General features: G+C 62.6%; 17 protein-coding genes. 8 read left to right on the top strand and 9 right to left on the bottom strand.

Features of this window, described 5'->3' with window-relative positions:
* Positions 1 to 179 precede the first annotated feature (179 nt).
* On the bottom strand, positions 180 to 557 hold the full coding sequence (locus GGQ66_RS02200) for a DUF423 domain-containing protein (protein ID WP_306414054.1): 378 nt from the start codon (positions 555 to 557) through the stop codon (positions 180 to 182).
* Positions 554 to 943 carry a group II truncated hemoglobin gene (locus tag GGQ66_RS02195; protein WP_183788955.1) on the bottom strand — a complete coding sequence of 130 codons (390 nt, stop codon included), beginning with the start codon at positions 941 to 943 and terminating at the stop codon, positions 554 to 556. Before GGQ66_RS02195 ends, GGQ66_RS02200 begins: the two co-directional genes overlap by 4 nt.
* Before the next feature lie 279 nt (positions 944 to 1,222).
* On the opposite strand from GGQ66_RS02195, the gene GGQ66_RS02190 reads away from it, so the two are divergent.
* Positions 1,223 to 4,954: a PAS-domain containing protein gene (locus GGQ66_RS02190; RefSeq protein WP_183788953.1), complete on the top strand. Its 3,732-nt coding sequence runs from the start codon at positions 1,223 to 1,225 to the stop codon at positions 4,952 to 4,954.
* Between the two features lie 95 nt (positions 4,955 to 5,049).
* Here GGQ66_RS02190 and mnmC2 read toward each other — a convergent pair whose 3' ends face one another.
* Complete coding sequence (gene mnmC2, locus GGQ66_RS02185) at positions 5,050 to 5,772, bottom strand: tRNA (5-methylaminomethyl-2-thiouridine)(34)-methyltransferase MnmC2 (protein WP_183788951.1); 723 nt, start codon at positions 5,770 to 5,772, stop codon at positions 5,050 to 5,052.
* Between mnmC2 and GGQ66_RS02180 the strand changes: the two genes are divergently transcribed.
* The 7 genes from GGQ66_RS02180 to GGQ66_RS02150 all read left to right on the top strand — a co-directional run bounded on the left by GGQ66_RS02180 (position 5,771) and on the right by GGQ66_RS02150 (position 11,120).
* Positions 5,771 to 6,952: an NAD(P)/FAD-dependent oxidoreductase gene (locus GGQ66_RS02180; RefSeq protein WP_183788949.1), complete on the top strand. Its 1,182-nt coding sequence runs from the start codon at positions 5,771 to 5,773 to the stop codon at positions 6,950 to 6,952. The genes mnmC2 and GGQ66_RS02180 overlap by 2 nt on opposite strands.
* A 124-nt stretch (positions 6,953 to 7,076) precedes the next feature.
* Positions 7,077 to 7,997 carry an allantoinase PuuE gene (gene puuE / locus GGQ66_RS02175; protein ID WP_183788947.1) on the top strand — a complete coding sequence of 307 codons (921 nt, stop codon included), beginning with the start codon at positions 7,077 to 7,079 and terminating at the stop codon, positions 7,995 to 7,997.
* Between the two features lie 2 nt (positions 7,998 to 7,999).
* Complete coding sequence (gene uraD / locus GGQ66_RS02170) at positions 8,000 to 8,494, top strand: 2-oxo-4-hydroxy-4-carboxy-5-ureidoimidazoline decarboxylase (protein WP_183788945.1); 495 nt, start codon at positions 8,000 to 8,002, stop codon at positions 8,492 to 8,494.
* 1 nt (position 8,495) lies between these two features.
* Positions 8,496 to 9,515, top strand: a complete 1,020-nt coding sequence (alc, locus tag GGQ66_RS02165) for an allantoicase (RefSeq protein WP_183788943.1) — start codon at positions 8,496 to 8,498, stop codon at positions 9,513 to 9,515.
* Between the two features lie 4 nt (positions 9,516 to 9,519).
* Entirely contained in the window at positions 9,520 to 10,023 is a 504-nt protein-coding gene (locus GGQ66_RS02160; RefSeq protein ID WP_183788941.1) for an ureidoglycolate lyase, read from the top strand.
* Complete coding sequence (gene uraH / locus GGQ66_RS02155; protein WP_183788939.1) at positions 10,020 to 10,376, top strand: hydroxyisourate hydrolase; 357 nt, start codon at positions 10,020 to 10,022, stop codon at positions 10,374 to 10,376. The genes GGQ66_RS02160 and uraH overlap by 4 nt, the downstream gene beginning before the upstream one ends.
* Before the next feature lie 3 nt (positions 10,377 to 10,379).
* Positions 10,380 to 11,120, top strand: a complete 741-nt coding sequence (locus GGQ66_RS02150; protein ID WP_183788937.1) for a metallophosphoesterase family protein — start codon at positions 10,380 to 10,382, stop codon at positions 11,118 to 11,120.
* Between the two features lie 127 nt (positions 11,121 to 11,247).
* On the opposite strand, the gene GGQ66_RS02145 is transcribed toward GGQ66_RS02150, so the two are convergent.
* The 6 genes from GGQ66_RS02145 to xdhB are packed head-to-tail and all read right to left on the bottom strand — an operon-like array spanning position 11,248 to position 18,644.
* Positions 11,248 to 12,393, bottom strand: coding sequence for an alpha-hydroxy acid oxidase (locus GGQ66_RS02145; protein ID WP_183788935.1), 1,146 nt, complete (start codon positions 12,391 to 12,393; stop codon positions 11,248 to 11,250).
* A gap of 32 nt (positions 12,394 to 12,425) precedes the next feature.
* On the bottom strand, positions 12,426 to 12,869 hold the full coding sequence (locus GGQ66_RS02140; RefSeq protein ID WP_183788933.1) for a potassium channel family protein: 444 nt from the start codon (positions 12,867 to 12,869) through the stop codon (positions 12,426 to 12,428).
* A gap of 17 nt (positions 12,870 to 12,886) precedes the next feature.
* Positions 12,887 to 14,197 carry a guanine deaminase gene (gene guaD / locus GGQ66_RS02135; protein WP_183788931.1) on the bottom strand — a complete coding sequence of 437 codons (1,311 nt, stop codon included), beginning with the start codon at positions 14,195 to 14,197 and terminating at the stop codon, positions 12,887 to 12,889.
* The gene (locus tag GGQ66_RS02130; RefSeq protein ID WP_183788929.1) at positions 14,194 to 15,450 is read right to left on the bottom strand and encodes a urate hydroxylase PuuD; all 1,257 of its coding nucleotides are present in this window, start codon (positions 15,448 to 15,450) and stop codon (positions 14,194 to 14,196) included. Before GGQ66_RS02130 ends, guaD begins: the two co-directional genes overlap by 4 nt.
* On the bottom strand, positions 15,451 to 16,308 hold the full coding sequence (xdhC, locus tag GGQ66_RS02125) for a xanthine dehydrogenase accessory protein XdhC (protein ID WP_183788927.1): 858 nt from the start codon (positions 16,306 to 16,308) through the stop codon (positions 15,451 to 15,453).
* The gene (xdhB, locus tag GGQ66_RS02120; protein WP_183788925.1) at positions 16,308 to 18,644 is read right to left on the bottom strand and encodes a xanthine dehydrogenase molybdopterin binding subunit; all 2,337 of its coding nucleotides are present in this window, start codon (positions 18,642 to 18,644) and stop codon (positions 16,308 to 16,310) included. The genes xdhC and xdhB overlap by 1 nt, the downstream gene beginning before the upstream one ends.
* Positions 18,645 to 18,654: the final 10 nt, after the last annotated feature.

Genomic DNA, 18,654 nt, shown 5'->3' with positions numbered 1-18,654 from the left:
TATCGGCTTTCACCGGCTGGTCAGGGCGTCCGGCAGCGCTTCCGCGCCGGAGCTTGCGGCTCTCGTAGAGGCCCGTGCGGGGCGCTCCGCCGAGATCATTCCGTTCCCGGCTCAGGGCAAGGCCGCGCCTCGGCGGCCTGTATTGCTTTTCTGCGAAATCTGCCGCTTTCCGGCGCGCGTCAGGCCGTCGGCTTCGGCAGCAGGGCGCTGACGGCAACGATCAACCAGCCGACGATCTGCAGCATGCCGCCGGTCGGTGCGGCCATGGCGAAGACGCGCATCCCATAGAAATGGCGCAGCAGCATATCGGCTGTGAAGAGCAGGGCGCCACAGGCAATGACCAGCGCGGCGAGCGGTGCAAGGCGCAACGAGGGTCTGACCGCATAAAGGCCGATCAATGCCGGTGCATTGGCGAGGCACACGGTTGCCGCCGCCGAAAATCCGCGCGGATCATCGAGGTGGTTGGCTGCCGCTGCCAGCCCGATGCCCGTCGCGCCGAGAAGGCCGGCGAGAAACAGGGTGAGGCGGGCGATGGTATCGCAGGCCCTCATCGTCATTCCTTGTTCTGCATGTGGTGGGCGAGCCGCTCGACAGGCTGCCAGATGATTTCCTGCAGGGTGGGGTGCGCAACCGTTTCTTCCAGCGCCTTGCGGAAGCAGAACAGCCAGGATTCCCGCTCGGCGGGGCCGATTTCCGCCATGAAGTGACGGCGGCGCAGCATGGGGTGGCCATATTTCTCCACATAGACCGGCGGACCGCCGAGATAGCCGGTGAGGTAATCGTAGAGGCGGTCATGGGCGTTCGTCAGGTCCGGCGGGTGAACGGCAAGCGAAGCCGCGCCCTCGGGCAGGGTCGCCATCAGCTCGTAGAAGCGGGCCGTCAGCGCCCGCACGGTCGCGTCGCCGCCAATGGCTTCGTAGAGTGTGGTCGTTTCTTCGCTCATGCGCTCAAGCCGGATCGTCCTTGCCGATGATTCGCTTTTCGCCCCTTTGACGTCGGCTCGCAAGCCTGCAGCAGGGGTTGCGGCATTTGGGCGCGTGTCTTTGCGGGCTGAATCACGCCGATATTTTCGAAGGCGGGGCGAAATCTGTGGGCTTAATATACATAAAATTTGTTGTAGTTGCGCCAGAAGCGTGAGCCGGTATTCTGAAAATTGTCAGTAATCCCGGATAGGCCGATTCACGGCTTTTCTCCGGTTGATGCGTAAAAGGATGGTTTGACGGTGAACGGTGCGGAAAGCGGGTTGCTCGACATTGCCTGCACGCGCATTGCGGGGCTCACTCTGCCTGCCTTCGTGAAGGACAGCCAGTTGCGCTACGTTGCCGTCAACGAGGCCTATGCGCGGTTTGTGGGCCGTTCCGTCTCCGAGTTTCCCGGTCGCGTGTCCGAGGATTTCCTCAGGGAAGAGGACTGCGGCATGCGCGAGGACCGCGAACGCCGCACGCTGGTCTTCGGCACGGAGGAAAGTACTTTCGTGACGGAACCCGGCTCGGGCCGGCGGCATGTGCTGGATATCGAGCGCTTCATTACCGAAGACGACCGCTTTTACGTGTTCGGCGTGATGGAATGGGGCTCTGCCCTTCGCCAAAGCGAGGCCGCGAAAGAGACGGAGCGGCTTCCGGTTGCCCCTGTCGCCGGGGTGGAGAATATCTTTGATGGCCCTGATCGGCCGGCTGTGTCGCAGGGCTTCGAGAATTTTCCGGACATGCTGCTTGCCGGGCATGCCTTCGATGTCGCGGAAATCGGGATTGCGCTGTTCGATGCCGATGGCGTCCTGGTCTACCAGAACGACACGGAACAGCGGTTTTACAAACCCGTGCTTCAGGACATTGGCCCCGGCCATTCTCTCTACGACATTCTCGGGCGCTTCTGGGACTACGGCGTGTTCGCGGAGGGAGAGGCGCCCGCCGATCGGGATGCGTGGATCAACACCCGTATCGCCTCGCATGAGAATGACGACCACGAGCATGTGGACCGCCTGCCGGACGGTCGCTACGTCCGGCTGATTTCCCGCCGTCTCGAAAATGGCGGGCTGCTGGTGGTGACGAACGATGTGACCGAGGCCAAGCGGCAGGAAGAGTTGCTGCGCGAGCAGGTGCGGGCGACGGAGATCTACCGATCGGCGCTGGAAGGCCTGCCGGTGGCAGTGTTCCTGCGTGATGACTTTGGTCGCCTGACCTATGCCAATGCCGCTTACGAGGAAATTCTGGGCGACGACCGCAGCAAGTTTCTTGGCAAGGATGAGAAGGAAATGTTCCCCGCCGCGTGGGAACGGTTTCGCACCGAAAATCGTCACGTCATCGACACCGGCGAGCCGATCGAGAAGTCCGAGGCAGTCGTGTTCGTCGGCGATCGTGCCCTGCCGATCATAACCCGCCTCAACCGGATCGAGGCGCCGGGCGGTGAGCCTTTCGTGGTCGGGTCGATCACGGATGTCTCGTTGCTCAAGGTGCGTGAGAACGAGCTTGTCGAGGCGCGCAGTCACGCCGACAAGCTGCGCGGCGAGATTGAAACGATCCTGCACAGCCTGCCTGTCGGGGTGATGATCCTTGATTCCGATTTTATCGTCGATTACGCCAATGATGCCTTCTATCACGGTTGGGTCGGCGATTATCCTGAAGAACTGATCGGTCGGCCCTATCGGGATTTCGTGCGGATCAATTTCGAGCGGGGCGCTTACGGGTCGCTCGACCAGGATTTCGATGCCCTATACGAAACCCGTGTCCGCAGCTTCACCGATCGTTCGGAGGAGCCTTTTGAAGTGGTCGGGCGCGACGGCAAGGTGCTGATCATTTCCAATATGGCCCTGCCGAACGGCAAGTATCTGCAGACCAATTACGACATTACCGCCGTGCGCAAGCGTGAGCAGGAAGCCCATGAGGCACAGGCGGCGCTGGAGCGGCTTGGCGCGCTGATGCGTGACGCGACCAGCGTGATGTCGCAGGGGCTTCTTATTCTGCGAGATGGCATTATCGAGCTTTCGAACGATGCTCTGCCGGAAATGATGCATGTTCCGCCCGAAATGCTGGCTCCCGGCCGGGCCTGGCGCGATATGTTCGGTTATCTGGCTGCCCGTGGCGATTTCGGCACGCAGGAGGAGGCCACGGCGCTGTTGCGCGATTGGGAGGAGCGCATCAGTCGTCGCGAATCCATCACCACGTCCTTCCACGCCGGCGGCAAGACATGGCTGCATTTCGAGGTGAACCTGTCCGGCCTCGATCATTGGCTGGCCATCTTTACCGACGTGACCGAGATGAAGCTGCGTGAGGAGGAATTGACGCGCCTGCTGAACCGGGCCGAAGCCGCCGACCGGGCAAAATCGGAATTCCTCGCGAATATGAGCCATGAAATCCGCACCCCGATGAACGGTGTGCTGGGCATGGCGGAACTGCTGGCCAAGTCCGATCTCGATCCGCGCCAGAAGACGTTTACCGACATCATCGTGAAATCGGGCAATGCGCTTCTGACCATCATCAACGACATCCTCGATTTCTCGAAGATCGACGCCGGGCAGATGAAGCTGCGCAGCCTGCCCTTCGATCCCGTCGAGGCGATCGAGGACGTGGCCTCGCTGCTGTCGACCTCCGCCACCCAGAAGGATATCGAACTGGTGGTGCGCGGTGCGGAGGGCCATCGCCATGTGGTGATCGGCGATGCGGGGCGCTTTCGCCAGATCGTGACTAATCTCGTCGGCAACGCCGTCAAGTTCACCGAGAAGGGCCATGTCCTCATCGATTTCCGCTTCGAACCCATCGATGACGGACGCCAGATGCTGACGCTTCGGATCGCCGACACCGGCATCGGTATTCCTGCGGACAAGATGCAGTCGATCTTCGACAAGTTCTCCCAGGTGGATTCCTCCAGCACGCGCCGGCATGAGGGTACGGGCCTTGGCCTGTCGATTACGGCCGGTCTGGTCGATCTCTTCGGCGGTGTTGTGACGGCGCATAGCGAACCCGGCCGGGGTTCGATTTTCACCGTCACGCTTCCCTTCCAGGTGGCGGGCGAGCGGCAGGCGCCGCGACCGCTGCCGGTCAATGTGCGCGGCGCGCATATTCTCGTTCTCGACGATAACGCGGTGAACCGGGAGATCCTCACCGAGCAGCTTTCCGGCTGGGGTTTCGATGCCGTCGCCTGCGGCAGCGGTGACGAGGCCTGCGCCATTCTGAAGGCGGCGCGCGATGCCGGGATCACGGTGGATGCGGTGTTGAGCGATTTTCCGATGAACGGCAACGAGGCGGTCCATATGGCCGAGCGGATGCGCGATCATCCGCATTATGCCGCCATTCCGATTATTTTCCTCACTTCTATGGAGGCCGCCGGCAGCGAGAGCCTGTTCGCCTCGCTCAATGTACGCGCCCATCTCATGAAGCCGCCGCGTGTCGATCTTCTGCGCACCACGGTTATCGATGTGGTGCGGGCCGCCCGGTTGCGCCGCGGCGTGACCGGCGATGAAGCGGTGCCCGATCTGGCGCTCGCGCCGGCAGTCCCCAATCTGCCCCCGCTGCCCGAGGCGATCTCCCTGCCGTTGCGCTCCGGCGGACTCGATATTCTCGTTGCCGAGGACAATGAGGTGAACCAGATCGTGTTCACCCAGATCCTGCAGGCCACCGGCCTTTCCTTCCGCATCGTCAATAACGGACAGGAGGCCGTCGAAGCCTGGCGCACCGATGCCCCCTCGATCATCCTCATGGATGTTTCCATGCCGGTGATGAACGGTCATCAGGCGACCCGTCTCATCCGGCAGATCGAGGCGGAGGAAGGGGCGGGGCAGCATGTGCCGATCATCGGCGTGACGGCGCACGCGCTGGAGCGCGACCGCGATCTCTGCCTTGAAAGCGGCATGGACGATTATCTCTCCAAGCCCATCAGCCCGGAGCTTCTGGAAAGCAAGATCCGGCGATGGTTCGGTCTCGAAGCTTACGATGGCCCGCGCACGGAAAGTACGTTCTAGAGTCCCGGTGATTACCGGATCACCGGAAATTCTCTATCCCTTTGTTTTGCAGCATTGCCTGAGGTTGAAGCGGGCACGCTTCGGCTGGAAATGCTTTAGCCGGCCTTCGTGCCGCGCAGCATTTCCCGCTTGCCGGCAAAGCCCGCCGGGCGCTCCACGGCAAAGCCGGCAGCCGTGAGATTGCGCCGCACGAAGCCGGCGGCGGCATAGGTGGAGAAGCTGCCACCCGTGGCCGTGCGAGCGAAGACCAGTCGCATCAGTTCCTCAGACCACATATCCGGATTGCGCGAGGGCGCGAAACCGTCGAGGTAGAAGGCATCGAATTCGCCGGGCCAGTTCGCCAATCCGTCCATCGCCGGGCCGCAGACCACCGTCAGCCGCGTCTGTGGGTCGAGGTCCAGTGTGATCGTGCCCGTGGGGGTGTCGGGCCAGAGCGCGGTGAGCGTCGTACGCTCGACATCGATTTCCGGCCAGCGGGCAAGCGCCTTGTCGATGGCGGCGCGGGGCATCGGGTAAAGCTCGAATGAGGTGAAGTGGAGACGGCCATCTGCCAGACGTGTTGCCTTCCATTGCCGCCAGGTCTCGCAGAGGTTCAGGCCCGTGCCGAAACCAAGCTCGCCGATGCGGAATGTGCCCGCCTTCATCCAGCGTTCGGGCAGACCGTTACCGGCGATGAAGACATGGCCGCACTCCAGCCGTCCATCCGCCCGACAATAAAAATGATCGCCAAAAAGCGGGGAATAGGGCATATCGCCATCGAACCATTCGAGGGCGAGATCGCCTGTTGCGGGTGGGTGATCCGGAAACGGGGTGCTCATGTCTTCTGCCGATAATCCCGCTTTGCCCGACGGTCAATCCTCTTTGACCACCGATATTCTCGTGATCGGCGGCGGGGTCATGGGGCTTTGGGCGGCGGTGGAGGCGGCGCGGTCTGGCGCTGAGGTGCTGCTGGTCGATGCCGGCGCGCTGGGGCAGGGGGCAAGCCACGGCGTTGTTGGCGCGCTGATGCCGCACATGCCCGACAAATGGAATCAAAAGAAGCAGTTCCAGTTCGATGCTCTGGTTTCACTGGAGTCTGAAGTGGCCGCGCTGGAGGCCGAAACCGGGCTTTCCGCCGGCTACCGTCGCTCCGGTCGTCTGGTGCCTTTGCCGAAGCCGCATCTGCGTGACATCGCGCTCCGTCATCAGGCGGATGCGGAGACTGTCTGGCAGGCCGGTGAACGGCGTTTTCACTGGCATGTGCTGGATACGCCGCCGGTGGAGAACTGGGTGCGGGCCGATGCGGGTGCGCATGGTTTCGTGTTCGATACACTGGCGGCGCGTGCTGCCCCGCGCCGGGTGACGGCGGTGCTGATCGCCTGGCTGCGGATGCAGACGAATGTCCGCATTCTGGAACAGGCGCGGGTGGTCCATCTCGATCCGGCGGGCATGGCCTTGCTCGGCGGTGGGCGCGAGCTGCGTTTCGGCCATGCGATCGTTGCGGCAGGCCATGAGGCCTTCCCGATGCTGGCAGCAATGAGCGCCTCACCCACCAGACCGCTCGGCCAGCCGGTGAAGGGGCAATCGGCGTTGTTGAAGGCTTCGGTCGATCCGGCCTTTCCGGTCATCTTCTTCGGCGGGCTTTACGTCATTCCGCATGAGGATGGCCATGTCGCCATCGGTTCCACCAGCGAGGAGGCTTTCGACGATCCTTTCGCCTGTGACGGCCAGATCGATCTGCTGATCGCCAAGGCGGCCTCCATCGTTCCCGCGCTGGAAGGCGCGCCCGTCGTGGAGCGCTGGGCTGGCCTGCGACCCAAGGCCATCGGCCGCGATCCGATGGTCGGGCCGCATCCCGATCACCCGCGAATCATCGCCATGGCCGGTGGCTTCAAGGTCAGTTTCGGGTTGGCGCATCTGCTTGCAAAATCAGCACTTGCTGCCGTTAAAGGCAATGTCTTGCCGGTGCCGGAAAGCTTCCTGACGGCCAGCCATATTGCTTTGGCCGAAAGCCGGTAAAGACCGCTCCACGCTCTTGTCGCGCGGCGATGATGCGATATATTGTCGGCAATCTCCGAGCCGGTTGTATACGCTGTATGCCGGATTCCCGCCTTTCCCTTTACTTTTCCAAGTCGAGGTCTCCATGGTTTCCGATCAATATCCCCGCAATCTCGTAGGCTACGGGCGCGATGCGCCGGACCCGAAATGGCCGGGCGGCGCGCATGTCGCGCTCCAGTTCGTGATCAATTACGAGGAGGGCGGCGAGAGCACGATCATGGACGGCGATCCGGCCTCGGAAAACCTGCTGTCGGAAATCGTCGGCGCGGCGGCCTGGCCTGGCCAGCGCAACATGAATATGGAATCGATCTACGAATACGGTTCGCGCGCCGGCTTCTGGCGGCTGTGGCGGCTGTTTACCGGGCTGGATGTGCCGGTGACGGTTTATGGTGTGACGCTTGCCATGGCGCGTAATCCGGAAGCCGTGGCCGCCATGAAGGAAGCCGGCTGGGAAATCGCCAGCCACGGTTATCGCTGGCTGGAATACAAGGATTTTTCCGAGGAGGAAGAGCGCAAGCACATTCGCGAGGCCGTGCGCCTCCACACCGAACTGACGGGCGAGCGTCCGCTTGGCCTTTACCAGGGCAAGCCTTCGGAAAATACGCTGCGCCTGACGCAGGAGGAGGGTTTCCTCTATTCCTGCGATTCCTATGCCGACGATCTGCCTTATTGGGTGAAAGGCATCGACGGCAAGCCGTATCTCGTCATTCCCTACACGCTCGAAGCCAATGACATGCGCTTTGCAACGCCGCAGGGCTTCAATTCGGGCGACCAGTTCTTCACCTATTTGAAGGACAGTTTCGACGAGCTTTACCGCGAAGGAGCCGAAGGCGCGCCGAAAATGATGAATATCGGCCTGCATTGCCGTCTCGTCGGACGGCCCGGCCGCATCGCGGCGCTGCGCCGTTTCCTCGAATATGTGAAGTCGCACGACAAGGTGTGGATTGCCAAGCGCATCGAGATCGCGGAACACTGGCACCAGTATCACAAGCCGGAGACGATCTGAGCATGGATGGAAAGGCCTTCGTCGAGACCTATGGCGGTGTATTCGAGCATTCGCCCTTCATTGCCGAACGGGCGGTGGCCGCCGGTACCATTGCCGAACCACTGACGGCGGACGCCGTGCACGGCGCGCTGGTGATGGTCTTCCGGGCGGCCTCCGATGAAGAGCGGCTCGGTATCCTCAATGCCCATCCGGACCTTGCCGGCAAGTTGGCCATTGCCGGCGAACTGACTGAGGACAGCCGCCACGAGCAGGCGGGCGCCGGGCTCGACCGTCTTTCGGCCGCCGAACACGCACGCTTTACCGAACTCAACAACGCCTATGTTGAGAAATTCGGATTTCCCTTCATCATTGCGGTGAAGGGCTTGAACAAGGACGATATTCTCGCCGCTTTCGAGCGGCGGATTCGTAACGGCCGCGACGAGGAGTTCACCACCGCCTGCGCGCAGGTGGAGCGGATCGCGCTGCTGCGACTGAAGAGTTTGCTTCCAGGAGATTGAGATGAGTGAAGTTGAAACCGTTGCCGTGCCCGATTTCGCCAAGGGTGCGGTCAACCTTGCCTCGGCGCGTCTCGGCGCACGCGGGCTTTATACGACCGACGAGTTTTTCGCGCCGCTTTCGCGCATGCTGAAGGACGATCCGGCGGTCTTCCTGCCCGGCGAGTATGACGAGAACGGCAAGTGGATGGATGGTTGGGAAAGCCGCCGCAAGCGCGTTCCCGGCCATGACTGGGCGGTGATCCGTCTGGCCATGGCCGGCCATATCCACGGTTTCGACATCGATACCAGCCACTTCACCGGCAACTATCCGCCGCACTGCTCCATCGAAGCCTGTTTCATGGAAGACGGCGACCCGACGGATGAGAGCGACTGGACGGAAATTCTGCCGAAGCATCCGCTCGGCCCCGGCGCCCACCATTTTGTCGAACTGGCCGACAAGACCAAGGTCTGGACGCATCTGCGCCTGCATATCTATCCCGATGGCGGTGTGGCGCGTCTGCGCGTTTATGGCTCGGCGCATGTGGACTGGTCGAAGATCCCGACGGACAAGGAAATCGACCTTGCCTATATCTTCAACGGCGCGAAGTCGCTGGCCTGGTCCGACGCCCATTACGGCCATCCGGACCTGATCCTGAACTCCGGCCGCGGCATCAACATGGGCGATGGCTGGGAAACCGCGCGTCGCCGCGGTCCCGGCCATGACTGGGCGATCATCCGCCTCGGCCATTCCGGCCTCATCGACCGGATCGTGATCGATACCGCGCACTTCAAGGGCAACTTCCCTGATGGCGCGGAAATTCGCGGCATTTCGCTGCCCGGTCACAGTGATTACTTCACGCCGGAAGAGATCGCCGCTGCCGAAAGCTGGCCGGAGCTTCTGCCGCGCCAGAAGCTGAAGGCCGACCATATCCATGAATACAAGTCGGAGGTGCAGACGATCGGTCCCGTGACGCATGTGCGGCTTGCCATGTTCCCGGATGGCGGCATCAGCCGCCTGCGCCTCTTCGGCCACAAGGCCTGATGCGATGGCGGAGGATTTCCGGCCCATCGAGCCGTTGACGCGGGAAGCCTTCGCGCCGTTCGGCGAAGTCATCGAGACCGACCCGGCCTCCATGCGTCTCATCAATGGCGGCACCACAGAGCGCTATCATGCGCTGGCCACGGTGGAAACCGATGGCGAGGGGGCTCAGGCCATCATCAACATCTTCCGGGGGCAGCCCCGGAAGTTTCCCTATATCGTCAACATGATGGAGCGGCACCCCTTCGGCAGCCAGAGTTTTTCACCGCTCTCTGGCCGGCCGTTTCTGGTCGTCGTCTCGGAGGATCGCGACGGCATTCCGGATGTGCCGCGGGTCTTTCTCGCCCGCGCCGATCAGGGCGTGAACTACCGCGCCAATGCCTGGCATCATCCGCTGATGACGCTTGGCGAGGTCAGCGACTTTCTGGTGGTAGACCGGCTGGGACCGGGCAACAATCTGGAAGAGTATTTTTTCGATACGCCCTATCTGATCGAGGAGCCGAAGCCATGACCGGATTGACCACCCATGTTCTCGACACCGCGCTTGGAAAACCGGCCAAGGGCATGCGCATCGATGTGGTGCGCCACGACGGTAAAGGCCGCGAGGTTCTCAAGACCGTGACGACCAACGAGGACGGGCGTGTGGATGGCGGGCCGATCCTTGTCGGCGACAGTTTCGTGGCCGGGGAATATGAGCTGATCTTTCATGCGGGCGATTATCTGCGCACCACCGGTGCCGTTCTGCCGGAACCGCCCTTTCTTGACATCATCCCCATCCGTTTCGGTATAGCCGATACGACGGCGCATTATCATGTGCCGCTGCTGGTTTCGCCCTTCAGCTATTCCACCTATCGGGGAAGCTGAGCCATGCGCCTTGCCGTGATCGCCGACGTGCATGGGAACGCCGCAGCGCTGGATGCGGTGCTGGCCGATATCGACGCCCAGGGCATTACCGAGATCGTCAATCTCGGCGATTGCTTCAGCGGGCCGCTGGATGCGGGACGCACGGCGGACCTGCTGATTGCCCGCGGCATTCCGACCGTTTGCGGCAATCACGACCGGGCGCTGATCGACCGGCCGTTCGAGGCGATGGGGGACTGGGAAATCCCGGCCTATCGCCAGCTTTCGACCGACCATCTCGACTGGGTGAGAGGGTTGCCGTTCAGCCTGATCTGGCGTGACGAGGCCTATGTCTGCCACGCGACCCCGCAGGACGACAACACCTACTGGACCGAGGCGCTGACGCCGGACGGTTTCTTCCGTCTGAAGACGCTGGAGGAGATCGAGGTGTTTGCCGAGGGGATCACACAGCCGCTTCTCCTGTGCGGTCACAGCCACATCGCCCGCTCGGTCCTGCTTTCCGATGGCCGTCTCCTCGTCAATCCTGGCAGCGTCGGCTGCCCCGGCTACGACTACGACAAGCCCTGGTATCACAAGGCTGAGGCCGGAACGCCGTTCGCTTGCTACGCGGTTGTCGAAAAGACTGTACGCGGCTGGCAGCCGAATTTCCGGCAGGTGCGATACGACCATGAGGCCATGGCCGCCCTTTCGGAACCGTCCGGCCTGAAAGACTGGACGAGCGCGTTGAGGACGGGCTGGGTGCGGTAAACGGCCCTGCTTCGCTCGTGATGCGGGGTAATACCCTCTCCGGCTGTCGCCATCTCCCCCACAAGGGGGGAGAACGCAGGAGGCTAGGTCGCTCGCAAGAATAGACCCTGCGGCAGAGGAAGCACCATCAAAACGGGCTTTCCGCGATGATCTCGCTGGTCGCGTCGGCAATAACCCGCTTGCCGCACAGCGCCAGTGTCGTGTCCAGTTCCTTGCGGATGATGTCGAGCGCGAGCTTCACGCCGTCGCGGCCGCCGGCGCCGAGGCCGTAGAGGAAGGGGCGGCCGATGAAGGTGCCTTTGGCGCCCAGTGCCAGCGCCTTCAGGACATCCTGCCCGGAACGGATGCCGCCATCCATGTGAACCTCGATACGATCACCGACGGCATCGACGATCTTCGGCAGCATGGAGATGGAGGATGGCGCACCATCGAGCTGGCGGCCGCCATGGTTGGAAACGATCAGCGCATCCGCGCCGGTCTCGGCGGCCATCTTCGCGTCTTCGACATCGAGAACGCCCTTGAGGATGAGTTTGCCGCCCCAGCGTTCCTTGATCCACGCCACATCCTTCCATGAAAGCTGCGGGTCGAACTGTTCGGCGGTCCAGGTGGAAAGGGAGGAGAGATCGGAAACATTCTTCGCGTGGCCGACGATGTTGCCGAAGGTGCGGCGCTGGGTTTTCAGCATGTCGAGGCACCAGAAGGGGCGGGTGGCCATCTGCAGGATGTGTTTCGGGGTGAATTTCGGCGGCGTGGACAGCCCGTTGCGGATGTCGTTGTGACGCTGGCCGAGGATCTGCAGGTCGAGCGTCAGGACGAGGGCTGAGCAGCCGGCGGCCTTGGCGCGGTCGATGAGATTGCCGACGAAATCGCGGTCCTTCATCACATAGAGCTGGAACCAGAACGGCGTCTTCGTGTGGGCGGCGACATCCTCGATGGAGCAGATGCTCATGGTCGACAGCGTGAAGGGCACGCCCGCTTCCTCAGCCGCCTGGGCCGCAAGAATTTCCCCATCAGCGTGCTGCATGCCGGTGAGGCCGGTCGGGGCGAGCGCCACCGGCATGGACACGGCGCGACCCACCATGGTCGTTTCCAGCGAACGGTTGGTCATGTCGACCAGCACCCGCTGGCGCAGCTTGATCTTCTGGAAATCCGCCTCGTTCGCCCGGTAGGTGCCCTGTGTATAGGAACCGCTATCGGCATAATCGAAGAACATTTTCGGCACGCGGCGGCGCGCCTTCTTCTTGAGGTCGGCAATATCGAGGGCCTGGGTCATGGTGTCTCCTTCCCGGCAGGATGCCGGGACAATCAAAAATGTTCGCCTGAGCGAAAGGGGCCGACGCGAACGCCGGCTGCAACGAGATAGGCTGTCGACCAGCCGATGAGCAGAAAGCCGTCTATACCTTCAAGGCCGCCCAGCAGCCGCCATTCCGGATGGGGCAGCACGTCGCCATAACCGAGCGTGGAGAAAGTCGAGACGGAGAAATAGAGCGCGGTCGGGAAATCCTTCATGAAGCCGATCAACCAGTAGCAGAAGGCCCAGAGCCAGACCTCGCAGGTGAGGATTGCGAAAATCCCCATGACCACCGTAATCATGGCCAATACGCGGCTGCGATGGCCGTGAATGCGAAAACGCGACGTCACCCAGCGCATGATCTGCGTGACCCAGATCAGGCCGAAGGTGTGAATCGCAACCGTCAGCACAATCATCAGCGTGCCGACTGTCAGGTTCAGGAAGAGTTGCAGGGCCATGGTGGTTCGGTAGGCTGTTACCGCAGGGTGGACTTCATGGCCTTTCCCGCGACATATGTTTCGGCGATCGAGCGATCGTCCCCCAGTGTTTGCAGCAGAAACAGCTCTTCGGCAAGTGAATTGACCACTTCCATCTTCAACGCCATGGCCGGTGTCGCGCGGGCATCGAGCACTACCAGGTCGGCATCCGTGCCCGGGTCGAGCGAGCCGATGCTGTCGGCAAGCCGGATGGCCTCGGCATTGCCGCGCGTCATCAGCCAGAAGCTTTCCAGCGGGTTCAGCCGCTCGCCCAGCAATTGCTGGATCTTGTAGGCCTCGTCCATGGTGCGCAGCATGGAATAGCTGGAGCCGCCGCCGATATCGGTCGCTACCGAAACCGTCACGGGCTTGTTGCGACGGATCATCTTTTTCAGCGGCATCAGACCGGAGCCGAGAAAGAGGTTGGAGGTGGGGCAATGGACGGCGACCGCGCCGGTCTCGCTCATCACGTCCGCCTCGCGTTCGGAAAGATGGATGCAGTGACCGAGCAGCGCCTTTTCCCGCAACAGGCCGTAACGGGCGTAGATGTCCGTATAGTCGGCGGCCTCCGGGTAAAGTTCGCAGGTATAGCGGATTTCCTCGCCGTTTTCGGAAAGATGCGTCTGGATATGCAGATCCGGGAACTCGCGGGCCAGCGCCGCGGCGGCTTCCATCTGCGGCGGCGTGGAGGTGATGGCGAAGCGCGGCGTGATGGCCACGTGGTTGCGGCCCTTGCCATGCCATTGCTCAATGACGGCGCGGGTCTCGTCATAGCCCGTTTCGGGCGTGTCGAGCAGGCCCTGCGGGGCGTTGCGGTCCATCATCACCTTGCCGCCGATCATCAGCGTGCCGCGCTTCAGGCTTTCGGCAAAGAAGGCGTCTGCCGAAGCCTTGTGCACCGAACAATAGGCGGCGGCGGTGGTTGTGCCGTGACGCAGCAGTTCATCGAAGAGATGCACGGCGATGCGTTCGGCATGCGCCGTCTCCACGAACTTGCACTCCTCCGGGAAGGTATAGGTGTTCAGCCATTCCAGCAGGTTGGCGGCATAGGAGCCGATGACCTGCATCTGGGGGAAATGGATATGCGTATCGATGAAGCCGGGCAGGATGAGGTTCGGCCTGTGGTCGATTTCCTCAATGTCCTCGGGCGCATCGGCCTTGACTGTCGCGTAATCGCCGATGGCGGCAATAACGCCGTTCTCGATCAGCAGGCCGCCGTCTTCCTCGTAGAGGTAGCTTGCCCGGTCATCGAGGCTTTCGGGCATGCGGTGGAAGGAAAGGAGGCGGCCCCTCAGCAGACGCGCGGTCATTCGGTTGCCTTTCCGGCGGTGGCGCTTTCATACCAGGCGGTCAGCAGGTCGCGGTCTTCGGCGGTGAGATAAGTCACGTTGCCGGGCGGCATGGCCTTCGAAATGCCGGCCTGAAGGTAAATTTCGCGGGCATGGCGGGCGATTTCGGCGTCGGTTTCCAGCTTCACGGATTTGGGCGCATGGAGCATGCCATCCCACAGCGGCTCCTTCGCGTGGCACATGGCGCAGCGCGACTGCACGAGGTCGCGCACGCCTTCGAAATGCGGATCGGCGGCGAACATGGCATAGGCCGGGGCGACGGCGCCGGCATCCGCGCCCTGTTCCTCTTCGGCCTTCGGCGCACCGTTGCCGAGCGACGACAGCCAGACAATGGCAGCGAAGATGGCGGCGGTGGCGACCCAGGTCCAGTAAGGCTTGCCCTTGCGGGCGTGCGTGGTGTTGAACCAGTGGCGGATGGTGACGCCGAGCAGGAAGACGAGGGCGGCGATGATCCAGTTATAGGCGGTGGCGAAGGCCAGCGGATAATGGTTCGACAGCATGAAGAAGATGACGGGCAGCGTCAGGTAGTTGTTGTGCAGCGAACGCTGCTTGGCCTGCGCGCCGAGCTTCGGGTCCGGCGTTTTGCCCGCCTTCAGGTCGGCGACGACGATCTTCTGGTTGGGGATGATGATGAAGAACACGTTGGCCGTCATGATCGTCGCCGTGAAGGCGCCGAGATGCAGGAAGGTGGCGCGGCCGGAGAAGACCTGCGTATAGGCGAATGCCATGGCGATGAGCACCAGATAAAGCAGCGCCATCAGGCCCCAGGTGTTCTTGCCGAGTGGCGATTTGCAGAGCAGATCGTAGCAGATCCAGCCGATGGTGAGCGAAACCAGCGAAATCAGGATGGCCTGCCAGCTCGCCAGTTCCATCACATCGGTATCGATGAGGAAGAGATCCGCGCCGCCGTAATAGACCACGCAGAGAAGCGCGAAGCCCGACAGCCAGGTGACGTAGCTTTCCCATTTGAACCAGGTCAGGTGTTCGGGCATGGTGCCGGGTGCGACCAGATATTTCTGGATGTGGTAGAAACCACCGCCATGCACCTGCCATTCCTCGCCATAGACGCCTTCGGGCAGATGCGGGCGCTTCACCAGACCGAGATCGAGGGCGATGAAATAGAAGGACGAGCCGATCCATGCGATGGCGGTAATGACATGCAGCCAGCGAACGGCAAAGGACAGCCATTCCCAGAGGATGGGATATTCGAACATTCAGTTCCCCTTTGTTTGTTCCTTGACCGCGGCACGGGAGGTATGCCGGGCGGGCAGGGAGAATTTCGTGGCGGCAGTCAGCAGTTCGGCAGCAACCAGTGCGGCGATCACTGCCGGACGCTTGTCGCGGACGGCGGAGCCGCCAATCGGCAGCACCAGCCTGTCCAGCATGGCCGGCGTCCCGGCTTCTGACCGGAGCCAGCTTGAGAAGGTGGCGCGCTTGGTGGCCGAGCCGATCATGCCGCAATAGAAGAGATCGTCGCGGGCCAAAGCCTCGCGGGCAATGAGGAAGTCCAGCGCGTGGTCGTGGGTGACGATGACGGCTGCGCCGCCTGCCGGAATCTGAGCAACTTCGGCTTCGGGCAGGGCGGCAAGCCGGCGGGCGACACCTTCCGGTAGGCCATCCAGTTCCTCCGCCCGCGTCTCGATCACGGTGACAGCGAAGGGAAGCGGCTGCAGCGCCGCCGCCAGCGCCTTGCCGACATGGCCGGCCCCGAACACGAAGATAGCGGGATGGGCGGCATCCTCGGCCTGCAGCCGGGCTTTCAGCCGGGCGCGGCTCTCGGCATCGAAGGGAGCGAAGGCGAGCGAAACGAAGCCACCGCAGCATTGCCCGATGGCCGGGCCGAGCGGAATGTCCTGGCGCAGCTCCGTTGCCTTGCCGGCGAGAAGCGCGCGGGCGTGATCGATCGCCATATATTCGAAAGCGCCGCCACCGATCGTGCCGTGCAGCGTGTCGGCGCTCACCAGCATCCACGCGCCGGCCTCGCGCGGGGTGGAGCCCCTCGCGTCGATGACCTCGATGAGAATGGCCGGCAGGGTAGAGGGGGGAAACTCTTGCCGCATCGCCCGAACCATCACAACGCCTTCAGGCGTTCCACCGCCATCAGCACGCGCTCGGGCGTGGCCGGAGCGTCGAGGCGGGGGCAGATGCGGTAATCGGCGACGGAGGCGACCGCCATGGACAGCGCCTCGAACACCGAAATGCCCAGCATGAAGGGTGGTTCGCCCACGGCCTTGGACCGGCCAATGGTGGGTTCGGCGTTTTCCGACCATTCGGCCAGCCTGACGTTGAACACCTTCGGGCGGTCGGAGGCGAGCGGGATCTTGTAGGTGGACGGCGCGTGCGTGCGCAGCCGGCCCTTGCCATCCCACCACAGTTCCTCGGTGGTCAGCCAGCCCATGCCCTGCACGAAGGCGCCCTCGATCTGCCCCTTGTCGATATCCGGGTTCAGCGAGCGGCCGACATCGTGGAGAATATCGGTGCGGTCCACCAGATATTCGCCCGTCAGCGTATCGATGGTGACTTCCGAGCACGAGGCGCCATAAGCGAAGTAGTAAAAGGGATGGCCACGGCCCGCCTTGCGGTCCCAGTGGATTTTCGGCGTCTTGTAGAACCCTGCCGCCGAAAGCTGGATGCGCGCGAAGTAGGCCTTCCTGATAACCTCGTTGAAGGGGACTTCCTCTGCGCCGATGCGGATGCGGTTCGGCAGGAATTCCACTTCCGTTTCCGCCACCTTCCACGTCTCGGCGACAAACGTCACCAGCCGCGCCTTGATCTGGCGGCAGGCATCCCATGCCGCCATGCCGTTGAGATCGGTGCCGGAGGAGGCGGCGGTGGCGGAAGTGTTCGGCACCTTGCCGGTGGTCGTCGCGGTAATCTTCACCCGGTCGATGTCGACCTTGAAGGCATCAGCCACCACCTGCGCCACCTTGGTGTAGAGGCCCTGGCCCATTTCCGTGCCACCATGGTTCAGATGGATGGAGCCGTCATTATAGACATGCACCAGTGCGCCGGCCTGGTTGAAGGCGGTCATGGTGAAGGAGATACCGAATTTCACCGGTGTCAGCGCGATGCCCTTGCGCAGCACGGGGCTTGTCTTGTTGTAGGCGATGATCGCCTTGCGGCGGGCCTGATAATCGGTGCTTTCCTCCAGCTCCGCCACCACGCGGGCGATGATGTTGTCGGCTACCTCCTGATGATAGGGGGTCAGCGTGCGGCCCGAACCCGGCTGGCCGTAGAAGTTCAGCTTGCGGATTTCAAGCGGGTCCTTGCCCACGGCATAGGCGATGTCCTCGATGAAGCGCTCACCGGCGATCAGGCCCTGCGGCCCGCCGAAACCGCGAAAGGCGGTGTTGGAGACGGTATGCGTCTTGAGCGGCTTCGAGGCGAAGCGCACATGCGGATAAAAATAGCTGGAATCCGCGTGGAACAGCGCGCGGTCCGTAACCGGGCCGGAAAGGTCGGCGGAAAAGCCGCAGCGCGCCGCAAACGTCGCCTCGACCGCATGGATGCGGCCTTCGTCGTCGAAGCCGAGGTCGTAATCGACGCGGAAATCGTGGCGCTTGCCGGTGGCGGTCATGTCCTCGTCGCGGTCGGGGCGGAATTTTACCGCGCGGTTCAGTTTCTTGGCCGCGATGGTGGCAAGGGCTGCAAACTGGTTGCCTTGCGTTTCCTTGCCGCCGAAGCCGCCGCCCATGCGCCGCACATTGACGGTGATGGCGTTGGAGGGGATGCCCATGACATGGCCGACAATGTGCTGGACTTCGCTTGGATGCTGGGTGGAACACCAGATCGACACCTCGTCGTCTTCGCCGGGAATGGCGAGCGCGATATGGCTTTCGAGATAGAAATGTTCCTGCCCACCGACGCGGAACGTGCCCTGAAGGCGGCGTGGCGCCTTGTCCATTTCCGTTTCCGGTGCGCCGCGATGCAGCACCATCGGCTCGATCACGCAAGGGGCATTGGCGGCAAGCGCGCCGTCAATATCCGACCAGTGGGGCAGGTCGCGATACTCGATCTTCGCCTTCCGTGCCGCGCGCCGGGCGATGTCGCGGGTTTCGGCAATGACGGCGAAAATCACCTGCCCATGGAATTCCACCTTCGTTTCCGCCATCAGCGGCTCGTCATGCCAGCCGCCGGAGGAGATGTCGTTGACGGAGGGAACGTCCTTTGCCGTCAGCACGCAGATGACGCCGGGTTGAGCCGCAACCTCGGAGAGATCGACGGAAATCAGTTCGGCATGGGCGCGATCCGACAGGCCGAGCGCGCCATGCAGCAGGCCGGCGGGTTCGGGAATGTCATCGATATACTCCGCCGCGCCGGTGACATGCTTGTGGGCGCTGTCATGGCGCAGGCTGGAATGCATCGGGCCCTTGATCGTGGCGGCGGGGGAGAAGGTGGTCTTGTCCATGATTATCTGC

Source organism: Allorhizobium borbori, from assembly GCF_014196535.1.
Taxonomy (GTDB): Bacteria; Pseudomonadota; Alphaproteobacteria; order Rhizobiales; family Rhizobiaceae; genus Ectorhizobium; species Ectorhizobium borbori.
This window is presented reverse-complemented; position numbering and strand designations above follow the sequence as displayed.